The sequence below is a fragment of the Blattabacterium cuenoti genome (assembly GCF_014252035.1).
Lineage (GTDB): Bacteria > Bacteroidota > Bacteroidia > Flavobacteriales > Blattabacteriaceae > Blattabacterium > Blattabacterium cuenoti_Z.
In genome coordinates, this window is the sequence record NZ_CP059207.1 from 163,303 (window position 1) to 183,890 (window position 20,588).

Here is a 20,588-nt window from a genome sequence, read left to right on the forward strand (position 1 = left end):
TTATGAAAAAAGCTTTAATCAGTGTTTATAAAAAAAATGAAAAATTATTTGATTTTTCGCGTTTTTTAGAAAAAAAAGGATATGAAATTATATCTACCGACGGTACTTACAAATATTTAAAAAAAAATGGTTTATCTAATGTTATCAAAGTTTCTGATGTAACTTCATTTCCAGAAATACTAGATGGAAGACTGAAAACTATTCATCCTAATATTTATGGAGGAATTATGGCGAATCGTTCTATTGAAAAACATATTGATTCTATTAGATCTAAAAAAATTCATCTTATAGATATAGTAGTAATTAGTTTTTATCCATTTATTGATAAAAAAAATGAATCTATTGATTTCAATTCAATAATTGAATTTATTGATATAGGTGGACCATCCGTACTTCGTGCTGCAGCTAAAAACTTTCTACACGTAACCGCTATAACAGATATTAATGACTATAGTTTAGTACAAGAAGAAATTTGTGATTATGGAACAACATCATTGAATTTAAGAAAAAGATTAGCGGGAAAAGTATTTAATCTTACTTCCGCTTATGATTCCGCTATTTCCCAACATCTTTTAGATGATAAATTTCCAAATTACTTACATTCATCTTATAAAAAAAAAATAAATCTCCGTTACGGAGAAAATCCTCATCAAAAAGCATCTTATTATGTAAGTAATACACATCAAGGAGCAATGCGGAATTTCAATCAATTACATGGTAAAAAACTTTCCTTTAATAATTTAAGAGATATGGACATTGCTTGGAAAGTCGTCTCTCAATTTTCTGAACCAGCTTGTTGTACTATAAAACACTCTACCCCATGTGGTGTAGCATTAGGTAAAAATATAGTTGAAGCATTCCAAAAAACTTATTATGCAGATTCCATTTCTTCTTTTGGAGGAATTATGGCAGTTAATACTAGAATTACAAAAGAATTAGCGAAAGAAATTAATCATATTTTTTTAGAAGTTATTTTAGCTCCGGGAGAATATGAAGAAGATGTATTAAGAATTCTTAAACTAAAGAAAAACATTAGAATAATTAGCATAAAAGAACCGATATCAAATCAACTAGAATATATTCAAATAGATGGTGGTATTTTAGTACAAGAACCAGATGAAATTACGAAAAATAATGAAGATTATAAAATAGTAACCAAAAAGAAATTTTTAGATAAAGAAATTAAATCTTTATTTTTTGCTCTAAAAGTAGTACAACATGTAAAATCCAATGCTATCGTTGTAGCAAAAGGAAGACAAACTTTAGGTATTTCAGGTGGACAAACTAACAGAATATGGGCAGCACGTCAAGCTATAGATAGAGCATTAGAAAAAAGTAATGAAGATTTAGTTCTTGTATCTGATGCTTTTTTTCCTTTTCGTGATGTTGTAGATGAGGTTGCTCGTTCTGGAGTTATACGGGCAATTATTCAACCCGGAGGATCCGTACGTGATGAAGAATCAATTAAAGCTTGTAATGATTATGGAATAGCTATGGCATTTACTGGAAAAAGACATTTTAAACATTAAATTAATGAAAATTTTAATCGTTGGCAGTGGAGGACGTGAACATGCTATTGGTAAAAAATTACGAAAGGATTATCCTCCTATAAGTCTTTATTTTTATCCTGGTAACGGAGGTACAAAACTTATAGGTGAAAATATAGACCATATTCATTCTACTTTAGAGCTAGGTTTTTTCGCTAGAAAAAATAGAATAGATCTTACAATTGTGGGATCAGAAATTTTTTTATTGGACGGAATTGTCGATATTTTTCAAAATTTTGGTTTAAAAATATTAGGGCCTCATTATTTAGCTTCTAAACTTGAAGGAGATAGAATATTTGCAAAATCTTTTATGAAAAAATATGGGATTAGAACACCTGAATATAAAATTTTTTCTTGTTATAAAACAGCAATAGACTTTATAGAAAATAAAAAAAATATTTCTTTAGCAATAAAAACTAATGGGTTAGCTTCAGGAAAAGGTGTTTTGCTATCTCATAATAAAAATGAAGCAAAAAAAGCGTTGAAAACTATTATGATAGAAAAAAAATTTGGAGAATCTGGAGATAAAGTCATCATAGAAGATTTTTTAAAAGGAAAAGAAGTTTCTATTATATCCATATTTAATGGAAAATATATTATACCTTTTTTATCTGCTAAAGATTATAAGAAAATTGGAGAAAATGAAATAGGAATTAATACTGGAGGGATGGGAAGTATAGTTCCTAATCCTTATATGAATCATTCTATTTGGAAAGATTTTGAAAAAAATATATTAAATCCTACTTTAGTAGGACTACTTTCAGAAAAGTTAACTTTTTTTGGATTTATATATTTTGGACTAATAATTTCTTCAGGAAAAATATATTTATTAGAATATAACACTCGCATTGGAGATCCTGAAGCTCAATCATTATTTCCATTAATGGAAAGTAATTTTCTACATATGATACATTCATCTTTCCTACAACAAAAAATATCCATTATTTGGAAAAATAATAAATGTTCTTGTTGTGTAGTTGTATCTTCTAAAGGTTATCCAGAAAAATATGAAATTGGAAAAACTATAAAAGGATTTAATTATTTAATAGAACCATTTTATATTGCTGGCGCTGATAAAAAAGAAAAAAATTGGGTAACATCAAGTGGACGTGTTTTAAATATCGTAGGTATAGGAAATTCTATTGAAGAAGCAAGATATAAAGCTTATGAAAAAGTAAAAAAAATTCATTTCGATAATATATATTACAGAAATGATATTGGACTTTAAAAAAGTATAAATTTTTCTAAAAAAATAGAAAAATGAAAAAAAATTTTATCCTTATATTAGATTTCGGTTCTCAATATAGTTATCTCATTGCAAGAAGAATTAGAGAAATGGGTGTATATACTGATTTTTTACAATCAAATGTAATTTCTTTATCCAAAATTTTATCAAATAAACCTAATGGCATTATTCTATCAGGAGGGCCTCTATCTGTTTATGATAACAGTGCGATGATAATCAATAAAGATATTTTTAAATTGGACATTCCTATTTTTGGAATTTGTTACGGAATGCAGTTGATTTCTCACATTTTCGGAGGAAAAGTTGAAAAATCTAAAATAAAAGAATATGGGAAATCTCATTTAATAATAGATTCTTATTCCAAGATATTTCATGGAATACAAAAAAAGTCCATTGTTTGGATGAGTCATTTTGATGAAGTCACAAAAATTCCAAAAGAATTTACAATTGTAGGACATACGGAATATTGTGCTATTGCAGCATTAGTTCATACAACTAAGGATATTTATGCGGTTCAATTTCATCCGGAAGTAAAAAATACAGAATTTGGAAGAACTATATTGAAAAATTTTGTAGTAAGAATATGTAAATGTTCCCAAAATTGGGTACTAGATAATTTTGTAAAAAAATCAGTACATAATATAAGAAAACGTGTTTTAAAAAAACAAGTAATTCTTGGTTTATCAGGAGGTTTAGATTCTTTTGTTACAGCCATTATTATCCATAAAGCTATTGGAAAATCTCTGAATTGTTTATTTATAGATACTGGACTTTTTCTAAATAAAGAAAAAGATAGAATATTTTCTTTATGCAAAGAAAGCAATTTACCGATTAAAATAATAGATGCAAGAGATAGATTTTTATCCAAACTAACTGGAATTTCTGATCCCGAGAAAAAGAGAAAAATTATTGGTAAAGAATTTATTTCCATTTTTCAAGAAGAATCTGAAAAAATAATGGATGCTGAATTTTTAGCACAGGGGACTATCTATTCTGATATTATTGAGTCTTCTTCAAAAAATGGTTTTTCTTCTATAAAATCTCACCATAATGTAGGTGGATTACCAAATAAATTAATGAAACTAAAATTAATTGAACCACTAAAAAAATTATTTAAAGATGAAGTAAAAAAAATAGGAGTACAATTAGGTCTTCCAAATGAAATATTAAAAAGACATCCATTTCCTGGTCCTGGATTAGGTATTAGAATAATTGGAAAAATAAATAAGAAAAAAATTTTGATTCTTAAAAAAGCAGAAGATATTCTTATGCAAGAACTCATAAAAAATAATTTATATAATTCCGTTAGTCAAGCCTTCATAGTGTTATTACCGATTAAATCAGTAGGAATAATGGGAGATAAAAGGACATATGAATATTCAGCAGTATTACGTGTCACTCATACAGAAGATTTTATGACTGCTACAGTTTCACATTTATCTTATAATTTTTTAGAAAAAATTTCAAATAGAATAATCAATGAAGTGGACGGAATTAATCGTATGTTATATGATATTACTTCTAAACCTCCATCTACTATTGAATGGGAGTAGTAATAATAAATAGTTATTTATAATACATAAATGATGAATATTTCAATTTACATCATCATAGATATTAAATTATAAATATTTTTTTTCAATTCTTTTCTATGACAAATTAAATCTATAAATCCATGATCCATAAGGAATTCTGATGTTTGAAACCCTTCTGGTAAATCTTTTCCAATTGTTTCCTTAATAACTCTAGGACCTGCAAACCCTATTAAAGCACCAGGTTCTGCTATGTTAATATCTCCAAGTAAAGCATAAGAAGCTGTTACTCCTCCTGTAGTAGGATCTGTAAGAACAGATATATAAGGAACATGCGAATCACGCAATTGTGTTAATCTAGCTATTGTTTTTGCCATTTGCATTAATGAAAAAGAAGATTCCATAATTCTAGCTCCACCAGATTTAGATATCAGAATATATGGCATTGTTTGATCCATACAATATTTTATTGCTCTAGAAATTTTTTCACCTACAACAGAGCCCATAGATCCTCCTATAAATGAAAAATCCATACAAGATATTACCGTATTTTTTCCTTTTATTTTTCCTACACCTGTTCTTATAGCATCATATAAATTTGTTTTTTTAATTGTTTCTTTAACTCTATCTGTATATTTTTTACAATCTTTCCACTGTATAGGATCCTTACTCATCATTTTTATATTCATTTCTGAAAATTCACCATTATCGAAAAGTATTTCGAAATATTCTTTACTGTGAATTCTGACATGATATCCATCTTCTGGGCTAACATAAGCATTTTTCTTTAATTCTTCTGTATCTATAATTTTACCATTAGGTGTTCTATACCAAAGTCCTTTTGGTAAATATTTTCTATCGTCTATAGACGTTAAAATATTCTTTTTTTTTCTTAAAAACCAATCCATGGTTTATTTTTTACAAAGTATTAATATTATTCATATATTCAAAATATTTTTTAAGAAGAATTTTAAATGATTTTTCTCCTTCTCTTAACCAAATTCTTGGATCATAATATTTTTTATTAGGGATATTTTCTCCCTCCGGATTCCCTATTTGTTTTTTGATATATTCTTCATATGTTTTCATATAATTTCTGACTCCACAAGTAAAAGCATATTGTAAATCAGTATCTACATTCATTTTTACCACTCCGTAACTAATTGATTTTTGTATTTCACTTTTTGATGAACCGGATCCTCCGTGAAAAACGAAAGAAACTGGTTTATTTTTTTTAGTATGAAATTTTTTATGTATATAATTTTGTGTTTTTTTTAATATATCTGGACGAAGATTCACATTACCAGGTTGATAAACTCCATGTACATTTCCAAAGGAAGCTGCTATAATAAAATTATTACTGATTTTTATCAGTTTATCATAAGCATATGCTACTTCTTCCGGTTGAGTATAAAGTTTTTTATTTTCTATGTCAGAATTATCGATACCATCTTCTTCACCTCCTGTAACCCCTAATTCTACTTCAATCGTCATTTGATATTTATTCATTCTTTCAAAATATTTTTCGCAAATACTGATATTATCTTCTAATGGTAACTGAGATAAATCTAACATATGAGAACTAAATAATGTTTTTCCAAAGCGATGATAATGTTCTTCATTAGCTTGTATTAATCCATCAATCCATGGTAAAAATGGTTTAGAACAATGATCGGTATGGAGAATAACTGTTGCATTATATACTGAAGCTAATTCATGAACATGCATAGCAGATGTTATGGATCCTTTAATTGCAGCTTGTTGTTGATAATTACTTAACCCTTTTCCTGCATTGAAAATAGCTCCTCCATTGGATAATTGAATAATAACAGGGGAGTTTACCTCTGCAGCAGTTTCCATAACAACATTTATTGTATTAGATCCAATTACATTGATAGCAGGTATAGCAAAAATATTTTCTTTAGCATATTCAAATATTTCTTCAACAATATTTCCAGTAGCTACTCCAGTGGGAAATTTTTTAGACATGTTTATTTTTTTTTCTTAATAAGGATGAACAAATGTAAAAAAAAGTATTCTTCCATTTTATAAAAAAAATCAAAATGCTATATATAATATATTTTTGTTTGCATTTTTATATTATGTTATGTATTCCAAAAATATGAATAAATTTTTATTTGAAATTTAAATTTTAAAATTACATGTTATTTCCAGCTACATTAAAAATATATAATGCTTCAGCAGGATCAGGAAAAACTTTTTTCTTAGTAAAGAACTATCTTCACATTTTATTCAAAAGTCCTAATGCTGATGAATTCAAAAGTATTTTGGCTTTAACTTTTACAAATAAAGCATCTGAAGAAATGAAAAATAGGATACTTGAGTGTATTAAAGAATTTTCCAAAAAAAATGTGAATAAAAAATATTATTATTTATTGAATTATCTGCTAAAAGATTTACAATTAACTCATTATCAATTACGTCATCGTTCTAAAAAAATATTGGATGAAATTTTAAAAGATTTTTCTTCTTTTACCATAAGTACAATAGATAAATTTACTTATAACATTATACGATCTTTTTTTTCTTCAGAAAAAAAATTAGAGATGGATACTAACAATTTTCTATATGAAATCGTAAGAAATATATTATATAAATTCAAATTTTCAGAGAAATGGTACACTATTTTAGTTGAATTATCTTTAGATAAATTAAAAGAAGGGGAAAACTGGGAAGTAAGTAAATATTTATATAATTTAACTAAAATTATGATAGATGAGAATAGTTTTTTTCCTTTAAAAAAAATTAAAAATTATTCTTCATATGATCTAATGAAATTAAAAAACACTATGGTCAAAAGAACCATAAAATTTGAAAAAAAATGTAAAGAACAAGGAGAAATATTTTTTGACATATTAAAAAAGAATTCTATTAAAAAAGAATCATTTATTCACTTAGATTTACCCAGATTTTTTCAAAAAATGAAAACAGGAAACATATTTTTTCATCCTTTGAATAAACGTCTTGAAAAATATATGCGATCTAATATTTTTTTATCCAAAAATATCAGAAAAAAAAAAAATAATAATCAAATAGAATTGATAGAGATTAATAAAAAAAAAATATTATCCTTATATCATAAAACTATTAATATATACGAAAATAATATATCTTCTTATCTTATAGATAAAATTTTATTGAAAGATATTAGTATTTTTTCGATAATACATGAAATAGAAAAAGAATTCTATCTTTTAAAAGATGAGAAAAATATCATATTAAACGCAGAATTGAATAAAATTCTTCATGAAAAAATTATTCAAGGTTTATTTCCTAGAATATATGAAATGATGGGAATGAAGTATAAATATTATTTCATAGATGAATTTCAAGATACTTCTTTTTTACAATGGCAAAACATAAAGTTTTTAGTAGAAAATGCATTATCAGAAAATGGATCAGCTATGATAGTAGGAGATCCTAAACAATCTATATACAGATGGAGAGGAGGAGATGTTAATCAATTTATTAATTTATTCAATTATAAATCAAAAATTTATCATATAATATCTCAAACTATAGATATCAACTATAGAAGTTTTGAAAAAATTGTAATATTTAATAATTCATTCTATAAATATGTATCAAAATTTTTTGATTCTTTTATGTATAGGAATATATATAAAAAATCGGAACAGAAAATATATAAAAAACATGGTGGATATGTAGAACTCAATTTATTTAGCAAGAAAAAAATTTCTGATTATAAAGAACATGTTTATTTCGAATTAAAAAAAAGAATCAATAAATTCATACATCTAAATTATTTATTATCTGATATAGCTATTTTAGTTAGGAATAATGATGAAGGAAATTTTTTATCAGAAAAACTTATTAAAGATAAATTTTTTGTAAATACTTCTGTTTCTCTTTTAATAAAAAATTACGCGGAAATACAAATAATTATAAATTTTTTTTATATCATTTCTTATCCTTTTCATTATAATAAAAGAATTTTATTCATATCTATTTTGTTAAGTAATGAATTTTTCATTAAGGAAATAAATCACGATTTTATCATGAAAATTGTATTCCTACCATTAGACATTTTTTTTGAAGAAATTTTCCGACTTTTGAAAAATTCAAAGGAATTATTTTCAATAAAAAATATATTGAACCATAATAAATCCATATATGATCTTTCGGAAAATATTATTGAAATATTTCAATTATTAAATAGTAAAAATAACGTTTCATCTATTTACTCTTTTTTGGATTTTGTCTATAGATTTATGAAAAAAAAGGGGAATTCTATTATAGATTTTTTAGATTATTGGGAATTAAAAAAAGATAAAGAAAGTATTATAGTGTCTGATAATACAAATGCTATTCATGTAATAACTATTCATAAATCTAAAGGTTTACAATTTCCTATTGTATTTATTCCTTTTGCAGATTGGAATATACATTCCAATAATAAAGAAGGAGAATGGATTAAAGTAAATCCACATTTATATCATGGTATCAGTTATTTTTATTTAAAAATAAAACCATATTATAAATCTATAAAGAATAGTAAAATTCATCATTTTTATGAAAAATATATTTCTGATATAATATTTGATAATATTAATTTATTGTATGTATCTACTACTCGTTCTATGGAAAAATTAGTTTTATTTTCTGATATTGACAATACTAAATCTGTTTCTTCTTACATTAAGGGATTCCTTCATGAAAAAGAAATATGGAATGAAAAAAAACAAAAATATTCTTTCGGAAAAGAAGAAAAAAAAATTTTATAAATTTTATTTTACATGTTTTTCAGCATGATAAGAAGAACGAACTAATGGACCACTTTCTACATATTTAAATCCCATTTTTAATCCTATATCTCTAAATTCTTGAAATTGTTTAGGATGTACAAAAAAACGTACTGGATAATGTTTTAAAGAAGGTTGTAAATATTGTCCTATCGTAAAAATATCAACATTAGATATTTTCACATCTTCCATGGTTTTTATAACCTCTTCTTTTGTTTCTCCTAATCCTAACATAATTCCTGTTTTTGTACGAATATGATGATTTTTATATTTTATATATTGCAATACTTCTAGACTGCGATGATACTTAGCTTGAACACGTATCATTCTTGTTAATCTAGGAACGGTTTCCAAATTATGAGAAATTACTTCTGGTTTTACATCGATTATTTTATCAATTATTTTCTTTTCTCCTTTAAAATCAGGAATTAAAGTTTCTATTGTTACATATGGATTAAAATAACGTATTTCTTTTATTGTTTCTATCCATATAGATGATCCCATATCTTTTAAATCATCCCTATTAACGGAAGTTAATACAACATGTTTTACTTTTAAAATTTTTATAGACTCTGCTACTTTTTTTGGTTCTCTCCAATCTACTTTTTCAGGTTTTCCTGTTTTTACTCCACAAAACTTACAAGATCTTGTACAAATATTACCTAATATCATAAAAGTTGCAACACCTTTCCCCCAACATTCAGCTATGTTAGGACAACTTGCACTTTGACAAATTGTATTTAATTTATGTGAAACAACGAGTTTTTGTAGTTCATTATATTTCACTCCCATTGGTAATTTAACTTTTATCCAATTAGGTTTTTTTTGTCGTATAGTATTCATATAAAATAATATGTTTTATTATGTTTGAATGATAATAAATAAATATCAATTTATTTTCGATAAATTTGTAAATAATTAATTGTACATTCTTAATGTATTATGGAAGTATTGATAAAAGATATAACTTCTGAATTAGAAAAAATTGCTCCTAAAGAATATGCAGAATCTTATGATAACATTGGATTAGTTACAGGTAATCTTTATAATAAAGTAGAAAATATACTAATTACTTTGGATGTAACTGAAGAAGTTATATATGAATCCATAAATAAAAAATGTAATCTTATAATATCATTTCACCCAATTATATTCAAACCATTGAAAAATATAACTGGAAAAAATTATTCGGAAAAAGTCATAATTTCTGCGTTAAAGAATGATATATGCATATATATTATTCACACAAATTTAGATGTATCTTGGAATGGTTCTCTTTCCTATATATGCAAATTATTAGAGATAAAAAGAGAAAAAGTAATGTTTCCAAAACATGGAATTATAAAAAAATTAATAACTTATGTTCCAATAAATTATGCAAAAAAAATTAGAGATTCTTTATTTAAAGTAGGTGCTGGTAATATTTCAAACTATAGTAAATGTAGTTATAATATTGATGGATTAGGAAGTTATATGGGAAATGAAAAAACTAAACCTTTTATAGGAAAAAAAAAGGTATTTCACATGGAAAAAGAAACTTGTATTAGTGTTCTTTTCCCCTATCATAAATTAAATACTATAAAAAAAACACTTATTCAAAATCATCCGTATGAAGAAGTAGCTTACGAAATTCATAATATAGAAAATGAAAATAATTATGTAGGAATAGGAATTATAGGATTTCTTAAAGAAGAAATGAGTGAATGTGATTTTCTTTATTTTCTAAAAAAAAGAATGAATCTTTCTCGTATGAGACATTCTAATTTTATAGGAAAAAAAATTAAAAAAATTGCAATAATAACAGGTTCAGGTAGTTTTGGAATAAAAAAATCTATAATAGAAAAATCGGATGTTTTTATATCTTCTGATTTAAAATATCATGATTTTTTTCAAGCTGAAAAAAAAATATTGATTGTCGATGTAGAACACTACGAATCTGAAAAATTTAACAAAAAACTATTAAAATCTTTTTTAGATAAAACTTTTAATTCTGTATCTATATTTGAATCAGAAACTTATACAAATCCAATTAAATATTTTTAATTTTATGAAGAAAGATAAAATACAAGTAGCTGCTGTATCTGTAGTAGATAAGTTAAGGATTCTATACAATCTTCAATTAATAGATTCTCGTGTAGATGAAATACGTATTTTTCGTGTAAATGTTCCTATGGAAATAAATTCATTGGAAAAAGAATTAGATGAAATAAGAAAAAAATTAGAAAATATTTATGAAGAAATTTCATTTTTAAAAAAAGAGATAGATAAACAAAATAAAGATACAAAGTCATCAGAATTGATGATAAAAAAATATGAAAAACAAAGAAACGGTATAAAAAATAATAAAGAACTTTATTATATAGATAAAGAAATAGACTACCAAAAACTTGAAATTCAATTATCAAAGAAAAAAATAAAAGAATTCAATATCAAAATACGAAAAAAAGAAGATTTATTAAATGATAATAAAAACATACTAAAAAATAAAGAAGAACATCTATTTCATAAAAAAAAGGAATTGAATAAAATTTTATCAGAAAATGATAAAGAAGAAAAAATTTTATTAGATCAATATAAAGTTTTTTCCAAAAAAGTAGATCATGTATTATTAAAAACTTATCTTAAAATAAGAAAAGGAGTTAAAAATGGAGTAGCTATTGCACCAGTTCAAAGAGGTGCTCCATTAGGTTCTTATTTAGCAATAACACCTCAAAAATATTCTGAACTTATGCAAAGAAACAAGCTTTTAATAGATGAACATAGTGGTAGAATATTAATAGATGCTGAACTAGCTGAAGAAGAAAGGAAATCTTTTGTAGTTTCACTAAAAAAATAAATTTATGGCAAAAACATTTTCTTCTGAAGAAGTAAAAATTACACTTAAAGATTTTAACTTATTGGAAGTTACTTCAGGTAAGAAAAAATATCTCAAAGAATTTTTTTCCGTTAAAGGAACTGTTATTATGTTTATTTGTAATCATTGTCCATATGTAAAACATATTAATATTGAATTAGTTCGTATGACAAATGAATATATCCATAAAGGAATTTCGTTCTTAGCTATCAATTCCAATGATGCAGAAAAATATCCGGAAGATTCTCCAAAAAATATGAAAAAAATATCTGATCAATTAGGTTATAATTTTCCTTATTTTTTTGATGATACGCAAAAAGTTGCAAAGTATTATCAAGCAAAGTGTACTCCAGAATTTTTTATTTTTTCTGGAAAAGGTGACTTATATTATCATGGACAATTTGATAATTCTAGGCCTGGTAATGACATTCCTGTAACAGGAAAAGATGTTAGATACATTTTAACAAAAATTTTAAGTGGATCTAATTTTATAGAAAATCCAATTGTAAAAGTAAGTAGTGGATGTAACATTAAATGGAAGTGATAAGATCACTATAATAATTGGGAATTATACTCAAAAAATATTTAATGGATTCTGATAAACTATTTTCTAATATTCCTCCAGCTGCATTTTTATGACCTCCACCTTGAAAATGTTTTTTAGCAAAAATACTAACATTAAAGTTTCCTCTTGAACGAAAAGAAATTTTAATTGACTTTTTTGTTTTTTCTTCAAAAAATAAAACAGAAAATACGATATTCTCAATCCCTAATCCATAATAAATAAAACCTTCAGTATCTTCTTTTTTACAGGAAAAAATTTTCATATCTGATGCAGATATACTTGTATATGTTGTCCGGTATTTTTCTAATACTTTCAATTTATTTAAAGTTTTGGATAATAACTTTAATCTATTTTCACTGTATTTTTCTTGTAAAATATTATATATATGACTTACATTAATTCCTTTTTCTATTAATTTTCCAGCAATAAAATGAGTTTCTGAAGTTATAGATGGAAAACGAAAAAAACCTGTATCAGTCATTAAACCGATGTATAAACATGTAGCAATTTCTTTATCTATTTTATTTAAGTGATTCATATTAGATATAAATCTGAATACCAGTATGCTAGTTGCAGGTACTTTTGTATCTGATAACATAAAATCAAAACAAGATGGATAAGGATGATGATCTATTAATACTTTTTTAGCATTTGAATCAATTAAAAAATTTTTTAAATTTTTTATTCTCGAAATATTATTGAAATCTATTAGAAATAGATAATCAGAATTTTCAATTTTTTTTTTTATTAAATATTTATTTTGTTTTGAAAAAACAATAACATTTTTTATTCCTGGTAACCATTGAAAAGATTTAGAATATTCTGTAGAAGATATTAAGTCTACATCATGTTTCAGTTTTCTGAAATAAAATAAAAGTGCCAAAGAAGAGCCTAGAGCGTCTCCATCTGGATGATCATGTGGTAACAATACTATTTTTTTTTTCTTTATTCCATTAATATTAGAAAATAACATTATTTTATTTTTTTTTCAATCCTAATTCTTTTCCTTTTTTCAACATAAAGATATATGCAGAATTTTTATCATTGGAAATTTTACCCTCTAGAATAGAATCTCTAATCAAATTTTTTATCATTCCTATTTCTTTACATGGATTAATATCAAAAGTATTCATAATATCATTTCCAGATATAGGGGATTTCCAATTTCTAATATGATCACTTTTTTCTAAGTTTTTTATTCTATTCATTAGAATAAAAATATTCCTTTTATAATGATCTTTTTTTTCTTTATTTTTTGTAGTAATGTCTGCTAAACATAACTTTATGAGATCTTCTATATCTTCTCCCATATCGAATAATAATCTACGTATAGCAGAATTACTAATATCATTTCCTATTAAAGCAACAGGTTTATAACTATTTTTAATCATTTTTTTTACATATTTCATCATTCCTTTTGGTAACTTCAATCGTTCAAATATATTTGTAATCATTTTTGATCCTACAAATTCATGAGAATGGAATGTCCATCCTATTTTTGGTATAAATTTTTTTGTATAACTTTTTCCTATATCGTGAAGTAATGCCACCCATCTTAACCAAAGGGAATTACTATTATCCTTACTAATATTATCTACCACTTGTAAAGTATGATAAAAATTGTCCTTGTGTTTAAATCCATTTTTTTCTTCTATTCCTTGTAATAATGTTAATTCTGGTAGTATTATAGATAATAATCCAGATTCATATAATAATAATAGACCTATGGAAGGTTTTTTATATAATAAAATTCTATTAAATTCTTCTATTATTCTTTCTTTAGAAACAATATTTATTCTATTTTTATTTTTTTTAATGGATTGAAATGATGATTCTTCTATCATAAACTGAAGTTCAGTAGAAAATCGTATAGCACGCATCATTCTTAATGGATCATCAGAATAAGTAATATATGAGTCTAAAGGTGTTCTTAATATTTTTTTTTTCAAATCTAACAATCCTCCGAATGGATCTATTAGTTTTCCGTAATCATCATTATTTAAACTAATAGCTAAAGAATTAATCGTAAAATCTCTTCTATTTTGATCATCTTGTAAAGATCCTGATTCTATAATAGGTTTTCTACTATGAAAATGGTATGATTCTTTTCTAGATCCTACAAACTCTATTTTTTTATTATCATATTCTAACATGGCAGTACCAAAACGTTTAAAAATATGAATTTTAGGAAGAGGTTTAATATATTTAGAAACTTCTTTAGCTAACCTAATTCCTTTTCCTACTGTTAAAATATCTATATCTTTAGGATTTTCTTTACCTAGCAAAAAATCTCTTACATAACCACCTATAACATAGGATCTTTGTTTGATTCTTTGAGAACAAATATTTACAATATGGAATATATTGTTATGAGTAATAGCCGATGATAAGTTCATGTATTTTATGTACGTAATATTTTTATTTTTTTTGAAATAATTTTAATAATCGAAGAATTAGCATAATTAGATTGCTCATTCCTTCTAATATTTACAGCATAATCTACATTTTTTAATATATCGTAACTTATTTCGTAGAAAAATCTAGGAGAATCATATCCAGAAATATTAGCGGAAGTAGAAATGATAGGTTTATCTAATTTTTTTATCAAATGAGCACAAAATGGATCGTTTGTTAAACGGATAGCTATAGAATATTGATGATAATCATTCCTACTAAATAATAAGTTTGGAATTTTTTTATCATAAATATGGTCATATATGATAGTGATAGGTTTTTTTCTATATCTGATATTATCAGAAATTATTTTGATATTAAAATCAGATATTTTTCCAACTAAACTATATAAACGATCAATATTTTCTACTAAAAGAATCATAGGTTTATATATTTTTCTATTTTTTATTTTGTATATCTTTTTTATAGCATTAATATTAAATGCATCGCATCCTAATCCCCAAATTGTATCTGTAGGATATAATAAAATTTTTCCGTTTTTTAATTTTTCTACGCTGATTTCTACTTCTTTATAAAAAGACATCAAATAAAATAATAAAAATTACGTTTTTTTAAACTACTAAACCATGTGTCCTTAAAGCTTCATTTAAAGAAGTTTTTTTATCTGTACTCTCTTTTCTTTTTCCTATGATTAAAGCACATGGAACATAATATACTCCAGAAGGAAATTTTTTAGGATAATTTCCCGGAATAACAACAGAATATTTAGGAATGACACCTTTTTTTTGAATAGTATTATTATTAGTTACATCAAAAATATTAGTAGAAGAAGTTAATACAACATTTGCTCCTAATACTGCTCCTTTTTCTATTAAAACTCCTTCCACTAAAATACACCTAGAACCAATAAATACATCATCTTCTATAATTACTGGATAATTTTGTATAGGTTCTAATACTCCACCTAATCCAACTCCTCCACTTATATGAACACGACTACCAACTTGAGCACAACTTCCTACTGTTGCCCATGTATCTATCATTGTATCTTTTCCTATATAAGCTCCTATATTTACATAGGAAGGCATGAGTATAACTCCAGGAGATATGTAAGATCCATATCTTGCTACAGCAGGAGGAACTACACGTATTCCTTTTTCTTTAAAATTTTTTTTTACAGGTATTTTATCATAGAACTCTAAAGGGCCTAATTCCATTAAATCCATTTTCCTAACGGAGAAAAACATAATAATGGATTTCTTTATCCATTCATTGATTACCCATTTACCTGAAGAAAAATTAGCGACTCTTACTGAACCTTTTTCTATAAGATGAATAACTTTATTAACTAATTCCTTTATATTTTTTTCAGTAGACCATGATTTTTTTTTCTCCCAAGCTTCTTCTATATCTAATTTTATTTCATTTACTTCATTTACTATCATAAAATATAATATATTTAAAAAACAAAAGTAGTGAAAATAAAATTAAGATAATAAGCATATAAAAAATGACAAAAATATTGGGAATGGATTATGGTAAAAAAATGACAGGCTTATCTATTACAGATTCTAAAAAAAAATTTGCTTTTGGATTAGATGTTATTCCAACTAACAAGTTAATGAACTTTTTAAAATCATTTCTTAATGATAATTCAATAGAAAAAATAGTTATTGGTCTACCAAAGAAACTAAATTTTGAAGAATTTCCAATAGAAAAACATATAAAAAAATTTATTTTCAAATTTTGTTTACAATATCCTAGAATTTCGATAGAAAGATTAGATGAACGTTTTACATCAAAAATTGCACTTTATACTATCATAAAATCAGGAATAAAGAAAAAAAAAAGAAGAAAAAAAGAAATTTCACATAAAATAAGCGCTATCATCATTCTGCAATCTTATCTTAATAAAATTAGTTTGATATTATGATATTACCTATAATTCTTTATGGTGATCCTATTCTAAGAAAAAAAAGTATAGATATTGATCTACAAAATTCTTGCAAAAAAAAAATAAATCGATTAATAAAAGATATGTTTGAAACAATACATAAAGTGAAAGGAATAGGATTAGCAGCTCCTCAAATTGGAAAAAATATTAGACTTTTTATCGTTGAAATACCTACTATATTAGAAGAAGAAAATAATAATATCATCAATACATATTATAAAGAAGTATTTATTAATGCTAGAATATTAAAAATTCATGGAAAAAATTGCGAATTTAATGAAGGATGTTTAAGTATTCCTGGAATCATGGAATATGTCAATAGAAAATCTGATGTATTAATTGAATATTACAATTATAATTGGAAGAAGAAGAAAAAATATATCACTGGAATACGTGCAAGAGTTATTCAACATGAATATGATCATCTTGAGGGAAAACTATTTATTGACTATTTACCTTCTGTAAAAAGAAAATTAGTCATGAATAGAATTATTAATAAAATTAATAAGTAGTATTTTTTGAGTATACGAAATCAAATATTTTTTTAAAAGTATTTGAATCATTCATTGAAATATCGGAAATTATTTTCCGATTTATTTTAATTTTTTTTTCTGATAACTTTTTCATGAACTCTGAATATGATTTACCATATTGTCTAACTCCCGCATTAATACGTTGAATCCAAAGTTTTTTGAAATCTCTTTTTCTTTTTTTTCTTCCTGAAAAAGCATAAAAAAAAGATTTCTCTACCGCATTTTTAGCTACTGTATAAATCTTGCTTCTTGATCCATAAAAACCTTTTGCTAACTTTAATATCTTTTTTCTTCTTCGTCTAGAAGAAACAGAGTTTGTAGACCTAGGCATAATTTTTTAAATTTGTTTTATTATATTTTTTTTATCCGATTTATTCAATAAAGAAAATTTTGATAAATTCCGTTTTCTTTTTTTCGATTTTTTCATTAATAAATGATTTTTAAAAGCATGTTTTTTCTTTATATGTCCACTAGCTGTTTTTTTAAATCTCTTTTTTGATCCTGATTTGATTTTTAATTTTGGCATAACATTTTTCTATTTATTTAGATGATCTAAGCCTTTTTAGGTGCTAAAATCATGTACATTCTTTTCCCCTCCATAACAGGCATTTGTTCTACTTTTCCATATTCTCCAATTTCTTCTGCAAACTTTAATAACTTCATTTTACCTTGATCTTTATATACGATAGAACGTCCTTTAAAAAAAACAAATACTTTTACTTTATCTCCACGCATTAAAAATTTTTCAGCACTTTTTATTTTAACTTTCCCATCATGATCTCCTATTTGCGGTCCAAATCTGATTTCTTTTGTATTTATTTTAATTTGTTTTGATTTAAATTGTTTTTTTCTTTTTTTCTGCTCATATAAGAATTTTTTATAATCAAGTATCTTACATACAGGTGGAGATAATTTAGGATTAATTTCAATTAAATCTAATCCTCTATCCCTAGCAAATTTAACGGCTGTATTGATAGAATAAACTCCGTTTTCTATAATAGAATCACCTACTAAACGAACTTTTATTGAAGTAATACTATCATTTATGCGGTATACCTGTTTTTTTTCTTGCAGTGGTCGAGAAATTCTTTTTTTTTTATTTTTTCCTCTTGAAAATCTTTTTTTTATAATAACTTTAAAGTTTTAATATTATTTATTTCATCAAAAATTATATCTATTCCATTAGATATAGAAAATACCCCTATATTTCCTACACCATGACGTCGTATTGACATTAATTCATTTTTTTTCTCTTTTTCTCCTAATATAATCATATAAGGAATTTTATTTTCTTCAGCATCTCTAATTTTTCTAGAAATATTTTCATTTCTGTTGTCAATAGATACACGAATATCGTATTTTAACATTAAATTTAAAATTTTTTTTGCATAAACTATATATTTATCACTTATAGGTAGTATAATAGATTGAAACGGTATTAACCATAAAGGAAGATTTCCTCTCGTATGTTCTATCATAATAGCTATAAGACGCTCTATAGAACCAAAAGGAGCTCTATGAATCATTACTGGACGATGTTTTTTATTATTTTTTCCTTTATAAAATAGATCAAATCTTTCAGGTAAATTATAATCAACTTGAATTGTTCCTAATTGCCAATTTCTTCCTAAAGAATCTTTGATAAGAAAATCTAATTTTGGTCCGTAAAATGCAGCTTCTCCATAATTGATAGATGCATTTATTTTTTTTTCTTTTACTACTTTTAGTATAGCAGATTCTGCATTTTTCCAATTAATTTCGTTTCCTATATAATCTCCTTTTTTTGTTGTATCTCTCAAAGAAATTCTTACTGTATAATCTGAGAATCCTAAATGACGAAATACATAAAAAACTAAATCTATTACCTTATTAAATTCTTCCAACAATTGTTCGTATGTACAAAAAATATGTGCATCATCTTGAGTAAAAGACCTAACTCTTGTTAAACCATGAAGTTCTCCACTTTGTTCATAACGATATACTGTCCCAAATTCAGCAAAACGTATAGGTAAATCACGATATGACCATTCTTGAGAACGATAAATTTCACAATGGTGAGGACAATTCATAGGTTTTAAAACAAATTCTTCTCCTTCTTTAGGAGTCTTAATAGTCTTAAAACTATCTTTTCCATATTTATCCCAATGTCCACTTTGGATATACAATTTTTTATGTCCAATATGTGGAGTTATAACCATTTTATATCCGGACTTTTCTTGAATTTTTGTTAAAAATTCTTCTAATTTTTTTCTAAAAAAAACACCTTTTGGTAACCATAATGGTAATCCTGTTCCAACTCTATCAGAAAAAACAAAAAACTTTAGCTTTTTTCCTATTTTTCTGTGGTCTTGATCTCCTTTATTATTAAATACAGCGGATTTATCCATGTACAAAAAATTATGATAACAAAAATAAATATAAAAATGCAGCTATTATACTTCCAACAATAGGCCCAAATATTGGGATAAAAGCATAATCCCAATTACTTTTTTTCTCCTTACCAGGAATCGGTATGATAGAATATACAATTCTTGGTCCTAAATCACGCGCAGGATTTAGAGCAGCACCTGTAACACCTCCTAGAGACAAAATAACTCCTAATACTAACATAGAAGAAGGAAGCGCACCTATAGATCCTAATCCTATTAAGTATTTTTCTCCATTAAAAATAAGGGATCCTTTTGTTGTTAGATGTAAAGAGGTAAATATAAAAATAAAAGTAGCTAAAACTTCACTAAGAAAATTAAAAAATAAATTTTTTATAGAAGGAATAGTAGCAAATATAGCTAATAATTTATTTCCGTCATTTTTAGTTACATTAAAATGATCTTTATATAAAATCCATACAAAAAAAGAACCTAACATAGATCCAATCAACTGAGAAATAATATAACAAGGAACAAGATTCCATTTAAATTTACCTATTATAGCCAATCCTATAGTAACACATGGATTTAAATGTGCTCCACTATATGGTGATGAAACAATAATTCCTATAAAAACGGCTAAAGACCATCCTATAGCAATTGTAATCCATCCTATTCCATTATTATTACATCCTTTAGTTTTTGTTAATAAAACGTTGGCTACTACTCCATTTCCTAAAAATACTAAAATTGTCGTTCCTATAATTTCTGCACATATTTTTGTCATTATTA

General features: G+C 25.0%; 21 protein-coding genes. 9 read left to right on the forward strand and 12 right to left on the reverse strand.

Annotation, left to right across the window (positions count from 1 at the left end; all coding sequences use genetic code 11):
• Positions 1-2: 2 nt before the first annotated feature.
• The 3 genes from purH to guaA are packed head-to-tail and all read left to right on the forward strand — an operon-like array spanning position 3 to position 4,346.
• Positions 3-1,529: a bifunctional phosphoribosylaminoimidazolecarboxamide formyltransferase/IMP cyclohydrolase gene (gene purH / locus H0H49_RS00760; RefSeq protein WP_185864592.1), complete on the forward strand. Its 1,527-nt coding sequence runs from the start codon at positions 3-5 to the stop codon at positions 1,527-1,529.
• A 4-nt stretch (positions 1,530-1,533) separates the two neighbouring features.
• On the forward strand, positions 1,534-2,775 hold the full coding sequence (gene purD, locus H0H49_RS00765) for a phosphoribosylamine--glycine ligase (protein WP_185864593.1): 1,242 nt from the start codon (positions 1,534-1,536) through the stop codon (positions 2,773-2,775).
• 32 nt (positions 2,776-2,807) lie between these two features.
• Positions 2,808-4,346, forward strand: a complete 1,539-nt coding sequence (guaA, locus tag H0H49_RS00770; protein ID WP_185864594.1) for a glutamine-hydrolyzing GMP synthase — start codon at positions 2,808-2,810, stop codon at positions 4,344-4,346.
• A gap of 47 nt (positions 4,347-4,393) precedes the next feature.
• Here guaA and accD read toward each other — a convergent pair whose 3' ends face one another.
• Together accD and fbaA are read right to left on the reverse strand one after the other, a co-directional pair.
• Complete coding sequence (gene accD, locus H0H49_RS00775) at positions 4,394-5,233, reverse strand: acetyl-CoA carboxylase, carboxyltransferase subunit beta (RefSeq protein ID WP_185864595.1); 840 nt, start codon at positions 5,231-5,233, stop codon at positions 4,394-4,396.
• Between the two features lie 10 nt (positions 5,234-5,243).
• Positions 5,244-6,314: a class II fructose-bisphosphate aldolase gene (gene fbaA, locus H0H49_RS00780; RefSeq protein ID WP_185864596.1), complete on the reverse strand. Its 1,071-nt coding sequence runs from the start codon at positions 6,312-6,314 to the stop codon at positions 5,244-5,246.
• 173 nt (positions 6,315-6,487) lie between these two features.
• On the opposite strand from fbaA, the gene H0H49_RS00785 reads away from it, so the two are divergent.
• Positions 6,488-9,091 (forward strand): UvrD-helicase domain-containing protein, encoded by a 2,604-nt coding sequence (locus H0H49_RS00785; RefSeq protein WP_185864597.1) that lies wholly within the window; start codon positions 6,488-6,490, stop codon positions 9,089-9,091.
• A 3-nt stretch (positions 9,092-9,094) separates the two neighbouring features.
• On the opposite strand, the gene lipA is transcribed toward H0H49_RS00785, so the two are convergent.
• The gene (lipA, locus tag H0H49_RS00790; RefSeq protein WP_185864598.1) at positions 9,095-9,952 is read right to left on the reverse strand and encodes a lipoyl synthase; all 858 of its coding nucleotides are present in this window, start codon (positions 9,950-9,952) and stop codon (positions 9,095-9,097) included.
• Between the two features lie 99 nt (positions 9,953-10,051).
• Here lipA and H0H49_RS00795 point away from each other — a divergent pair, with 99 nt between their 5' ends.
• The 3 genes from H0H49_RS00795 to H0H49_RS00805 are packed head-to-tail and all read left to right on the forward strand — an operon-like array spanning position 10,052 to position 12,507.
• A complete protein-coding gene (locus H0H49_RS00795; protein WP_185864599.1) occupies positions 10,052-11,152 on the forward strand; it encodes a Nif3-like dinuclear metal center hexameric protein in 1,101 nt (366 codons plus the stop codon).
• A 4-nt stretch (positions 11,153-11,156) separates the two neighbouring features.
• Complete coding sequence (locus H0H49_RS00800; protein ID WP_185864600.1) at positions 11,157-11,945, forward strand: zinc ribbon domain-containing protein; 789 nt, start codon at positions 11,157-11,159, stop codon at positions 11,943-11,945.
• Positions 11,946-11,949: 4 nt separating this feature from the next.
• Positions 11,950-12,507 (forward strand): thioredoxin family protein, encoded by a 558-nt coding sequence (locus tag H0H49_RS00805; protein ID WP_185864601.1) that lies wholly within the window; start codon positions 11,950-11,952, stop codon positions 12,505-12,507.
• Here the strand turns inward: H0H49_RS00805 and H0H49_RS00810 are convergent.
• The 4 genes from H0H49_RS00810 to H0H49_RS00825 are packed head-to-tail and all read right to left on the reverse strand — an operon-like array spanning position 12,494 to position 16,388.
• The gene (locus tag H0H49_RS00810) at positions 12,494-13,501 is read right to left on the reverse strand and encodes a DHH family phosphoesterase (RefSeq protein ID WP_185864602.1); all 1,008 of its coding nucleotides are present in this window, start codon (positions 13,499-13,501) and stop codon (positions 12,494-12,496) included. The two genes, H0H49_RS00805 and H0H49_RS00810, sit on opposite strands and share 14 nt — an antisense overlap.
• 4 nt (positions 13,502-13,505) lie before the next feature.
• A complete protein-coding gene (locus H0H49_RS00815; RefSeq protein WP_185864603.1) occupies positions 13,506-14,924 on the reverse strand; it encodes a CCA tRNA nucleotidyltransferase in 1,419 nt (472 codons plus the stop codon).
• 5 nt (positions 14,925-14,929) lie between these two features.
• Positions 14,930-15,526: an L-threonylcarbamoyladenylate synthase gene (locus tag H0H49_RS00820; RefSeq protein WP_185864604.1), complete on the reverse strand. Its 597-nt coding sequence runs from the start codon at positions 15,524-15,526 to the stop codon at positions 14,930-14,932.
• 28 nt (positions 15,527-15,554) lie between these two features.
• Positions 15,555-16,388 carry a 2,3,4,5-tetrahydropyridine-2,6-dicarboxylate N-succinyltransferase gene (locus tag H0H49_RS00825; protein WP_185864605.1) on the reverse strand — a complete coding sequence of 278 codons (834 nt, stop codon included), beginning with the start codon at positions 16,386-16,388 and terminating at the stop codon, positions 15,555-15,557.
• A 65-nt stretch (positions 16,389-16,453) separates the two neighbouring features.
• Here H0H49_RS00825 and ruvX point away from each other — a divergent pair, with 65 nt between their 5' ends.
• Both ruvX and def read left to right on the forward strand, forming a co-directional pair.
• Positions 16,454-16,876, forward strand: coding sequence for a Holliday junction resolvase RuvX (gene ruvX / locus H0H49_RS00830; RefSeq protein ID WP_185864606.1), 423 nt, complete (start codon positions 16,454-16,456; stop codon positions 16,874-16,876).
• Positions 16,873-17,409: a peptide deformylase gene (gene def, locus H0H49_RS00835; protein WP_185864607.1), complete on the forward strand. Its 537-nt coding sequence runs from the start codon at positions 16,873-16,875 to the stop codon at positions 17,407-17,409. Before ruvX ends, def begins: the two co-directional genes overlap by 4 nt.
• On the opposite strand, the gene rplT is transcribed toward def, so the two are convergent.
• From rplT to H0H49_RS00860, 5 genes are read right to left on the reverse strand one after another with little or no spacing between them, the layout of a single operon-like run.
• Positions 17,399-17,761: a 50S ribosomal protein L20 gene (gene rplT / locus H0H49_RS00840; protein WP_185864608.1), complete on the reverse strand. Its 363-nt coding sequence runs from the start codon at positions 17,759-17,761 to the stop codon at positions 17,399-17,401. The genes def and rplT overlap by 11 nt on opposite strands.
• A 6-nt stretch (positions 17,762-17,767) precedes the next feature.
• Positions 17,768-17,956 carry a 50S ribosomal protein L35 gene (rpmI, locus tag H0H49_RS00845; protein ID WP_185864609.1) on the reverse strand — a complete coding sequence of 63 codons (189 nt, stop codon included), beginning with the start codon at positions 17,954-17,956 and terminating at the stop codon, positions 17,768-17,770.
• 26 nt (positions 17,957-17,982) lie between these two features.
• On the reverse strand, positions 17,983-18,504 hold the full coding sequence (gene infC, locus H0H49_RS00850; RefSeq protein ID WP_185864734.1) for a translation initiation factor IF-3: 522 nt from the start codon (positions 18,502-18,504) through the stop codon (positions 17,983-17,985).
• A 50-nt stretch (positions 18,505-18,554) separates the two neighbouring features.
• Entirely contained in the window at positions 18,555-19,817 is a 1,263-nt protein-coding gene (gene thrS / locus H0H49_RS00855) for a threonine--tRNA ligase (RefSeq protein WP_185864610.1), read from the reverse strand.
• A gap of 10 nt (positions 19,818-19,827) precedes the next feature.
• Positions 19,828-20,583, reverse strand: coding sequence for an MIP/aquaporin family protein (locus H0H49_RS00860; protein WP_185864611.1), 756 nt, complete (start codon positions 20,581-20,583; stop codon positions 19,828-19,830).
• Positions 20,584-20,588 lie beyond the last annotated feature (5 nt).

Excerpts from the sequence above, each read along its gene's own strand:
- purH (WP_185864592.1), top strand. The coding sequence starts at position 3 with ATGAAAAAAGCTTTAATCAGTGTTTATAAAAAAAATGAAAAATTATTT.
- purD (WP_185864593.1), top strand. The coding sequence starts at position 1,534 with ATGAAAATTTTAATCGTTGGCAGTGGAGGACGTGAACATGCTATTGGT.
- guaA (WP_185864594.1), top strand. The coding sequence starts at position 2,808 with ATGAAAAAAAATTTTATCCTTATATTAGATTTCGGTTCTCAATATAGT.
- accD (WP_185864595.1), bottom strand. The coding sequence starts at position 5,233 with ATGGATTGGTTTTTAAGAAAAAAAAAGAATATTTTAACGTCTATAGAC.
- fbaA (WP_185864596.1), bottom strand. The coding sequence starts at position 6,314 with ATGTCTAAAAAATTTCCCACTGGAGTAGCTACTGGAAATATTGTTGAA.
- H0H49_RS00785 (WP_185864597.1), top strand. The coding sequence starts at position 6,488 with ATGTTATTTCCAGCTACATTAAAAATATATAATGCTTCAGCAGGATCA.
- lipA (WP_185864598.1), bottom strand. The coding sequence starts at position 9,952 with ATGAATACTATACGACAAAAAAAACCTAATTGGATAAAAGTTAAATTA.
- H0H49_RS00795 (WP_185864599.1), top strand. The coding sequence starts at position 10,052 with ATGGAAGTATTGATAAAAGATATAACTTCTGAATTAGAAAAAATTGCT.
- H0H49_RS00800 (WP_185864600.1), top strand. The coding sequence starts at position 11,157 with ATGAAGAAAGATAAAATACAAGTAGCTGCTGTATCTGTAGTAGATAAG.
- H0H49_RS00805 (WP_185864601.1), top strand. The coding sequence starts at position 11,950 with ATGGCAAAAACATTTTCTTCTGAAGAAGTAAAAATTACACTTAAAGAT.
- H0H49_RS00810 (WP_185864602.1), bottom strand. The coding sequence starts at position 13,501 with ATGTTATTTTCTAATATTAATGGAATAAAGAAAAAAAAAATAGTATTG.
- H0H49_RS00815 (WP_185864603.1), bottom strand. The coding sequence starts at position 14,924 with ATGAACTTATCATCGGCTATTACTCATAACAATATATTCCATATTGTA.
- H0H49_RS00820 (WP_185864604.1), bottom strand. The coding sequence starts at position 15,526 with ATGTCTTTTTATAAAGAAGTAGAAATCAGCGTAGAAAAATTAAAAAAC.
- H0H49_RS00825 (WP_185864605.1), bottom strand. The coding sequence starts at position 16,388 with ATGATAGTAAATGAAGTAAATGAAATAAAATTAGATATAGAAGAAGCT.
- ruvX (WP_185864606.1), top strand. The coding sequence starts at position 16,454 with ATGACAAAAATATTGGGAATGGATTATGGTAAAAAAATGACAGGCTTA.
- def (WP_185864607.1), top strand. The coding sequence starts at position 16,873 with ATGATATTACCTATAATTCTTTATGGTGATCCTATTCTAAGAAAAAAA.
- rplT (WP_185864608.1), bottom strand. The coding sequence starts at position 17,761 with ATGCCTAGGTCTACAAACTCTGTTTCTTCTAGACGAAGAAGAAAAAAG.
- rpmI (WP_185864609.1), bottom strand. The coding sequence starts at position 17,956 with ATGCCAAAATTAAAAATCAAATCAGGATCAAAAAAGAGATTTAAAAAA.
- thrS (WP_185864610.1), bottom strand. The coding sequence starts at position 19,817 with ATGGATAAATCCGCTGTATTTAATAATAAAGGAGATCAAGACCACAGA.
- H0H49_RS00860 (WP_185864611.1), bottom strand. The coding sequence starts at position 20,583 with ATGACAAAAATATGTGCAGAAATTATAGGAACGACAATTTTAGTATTT.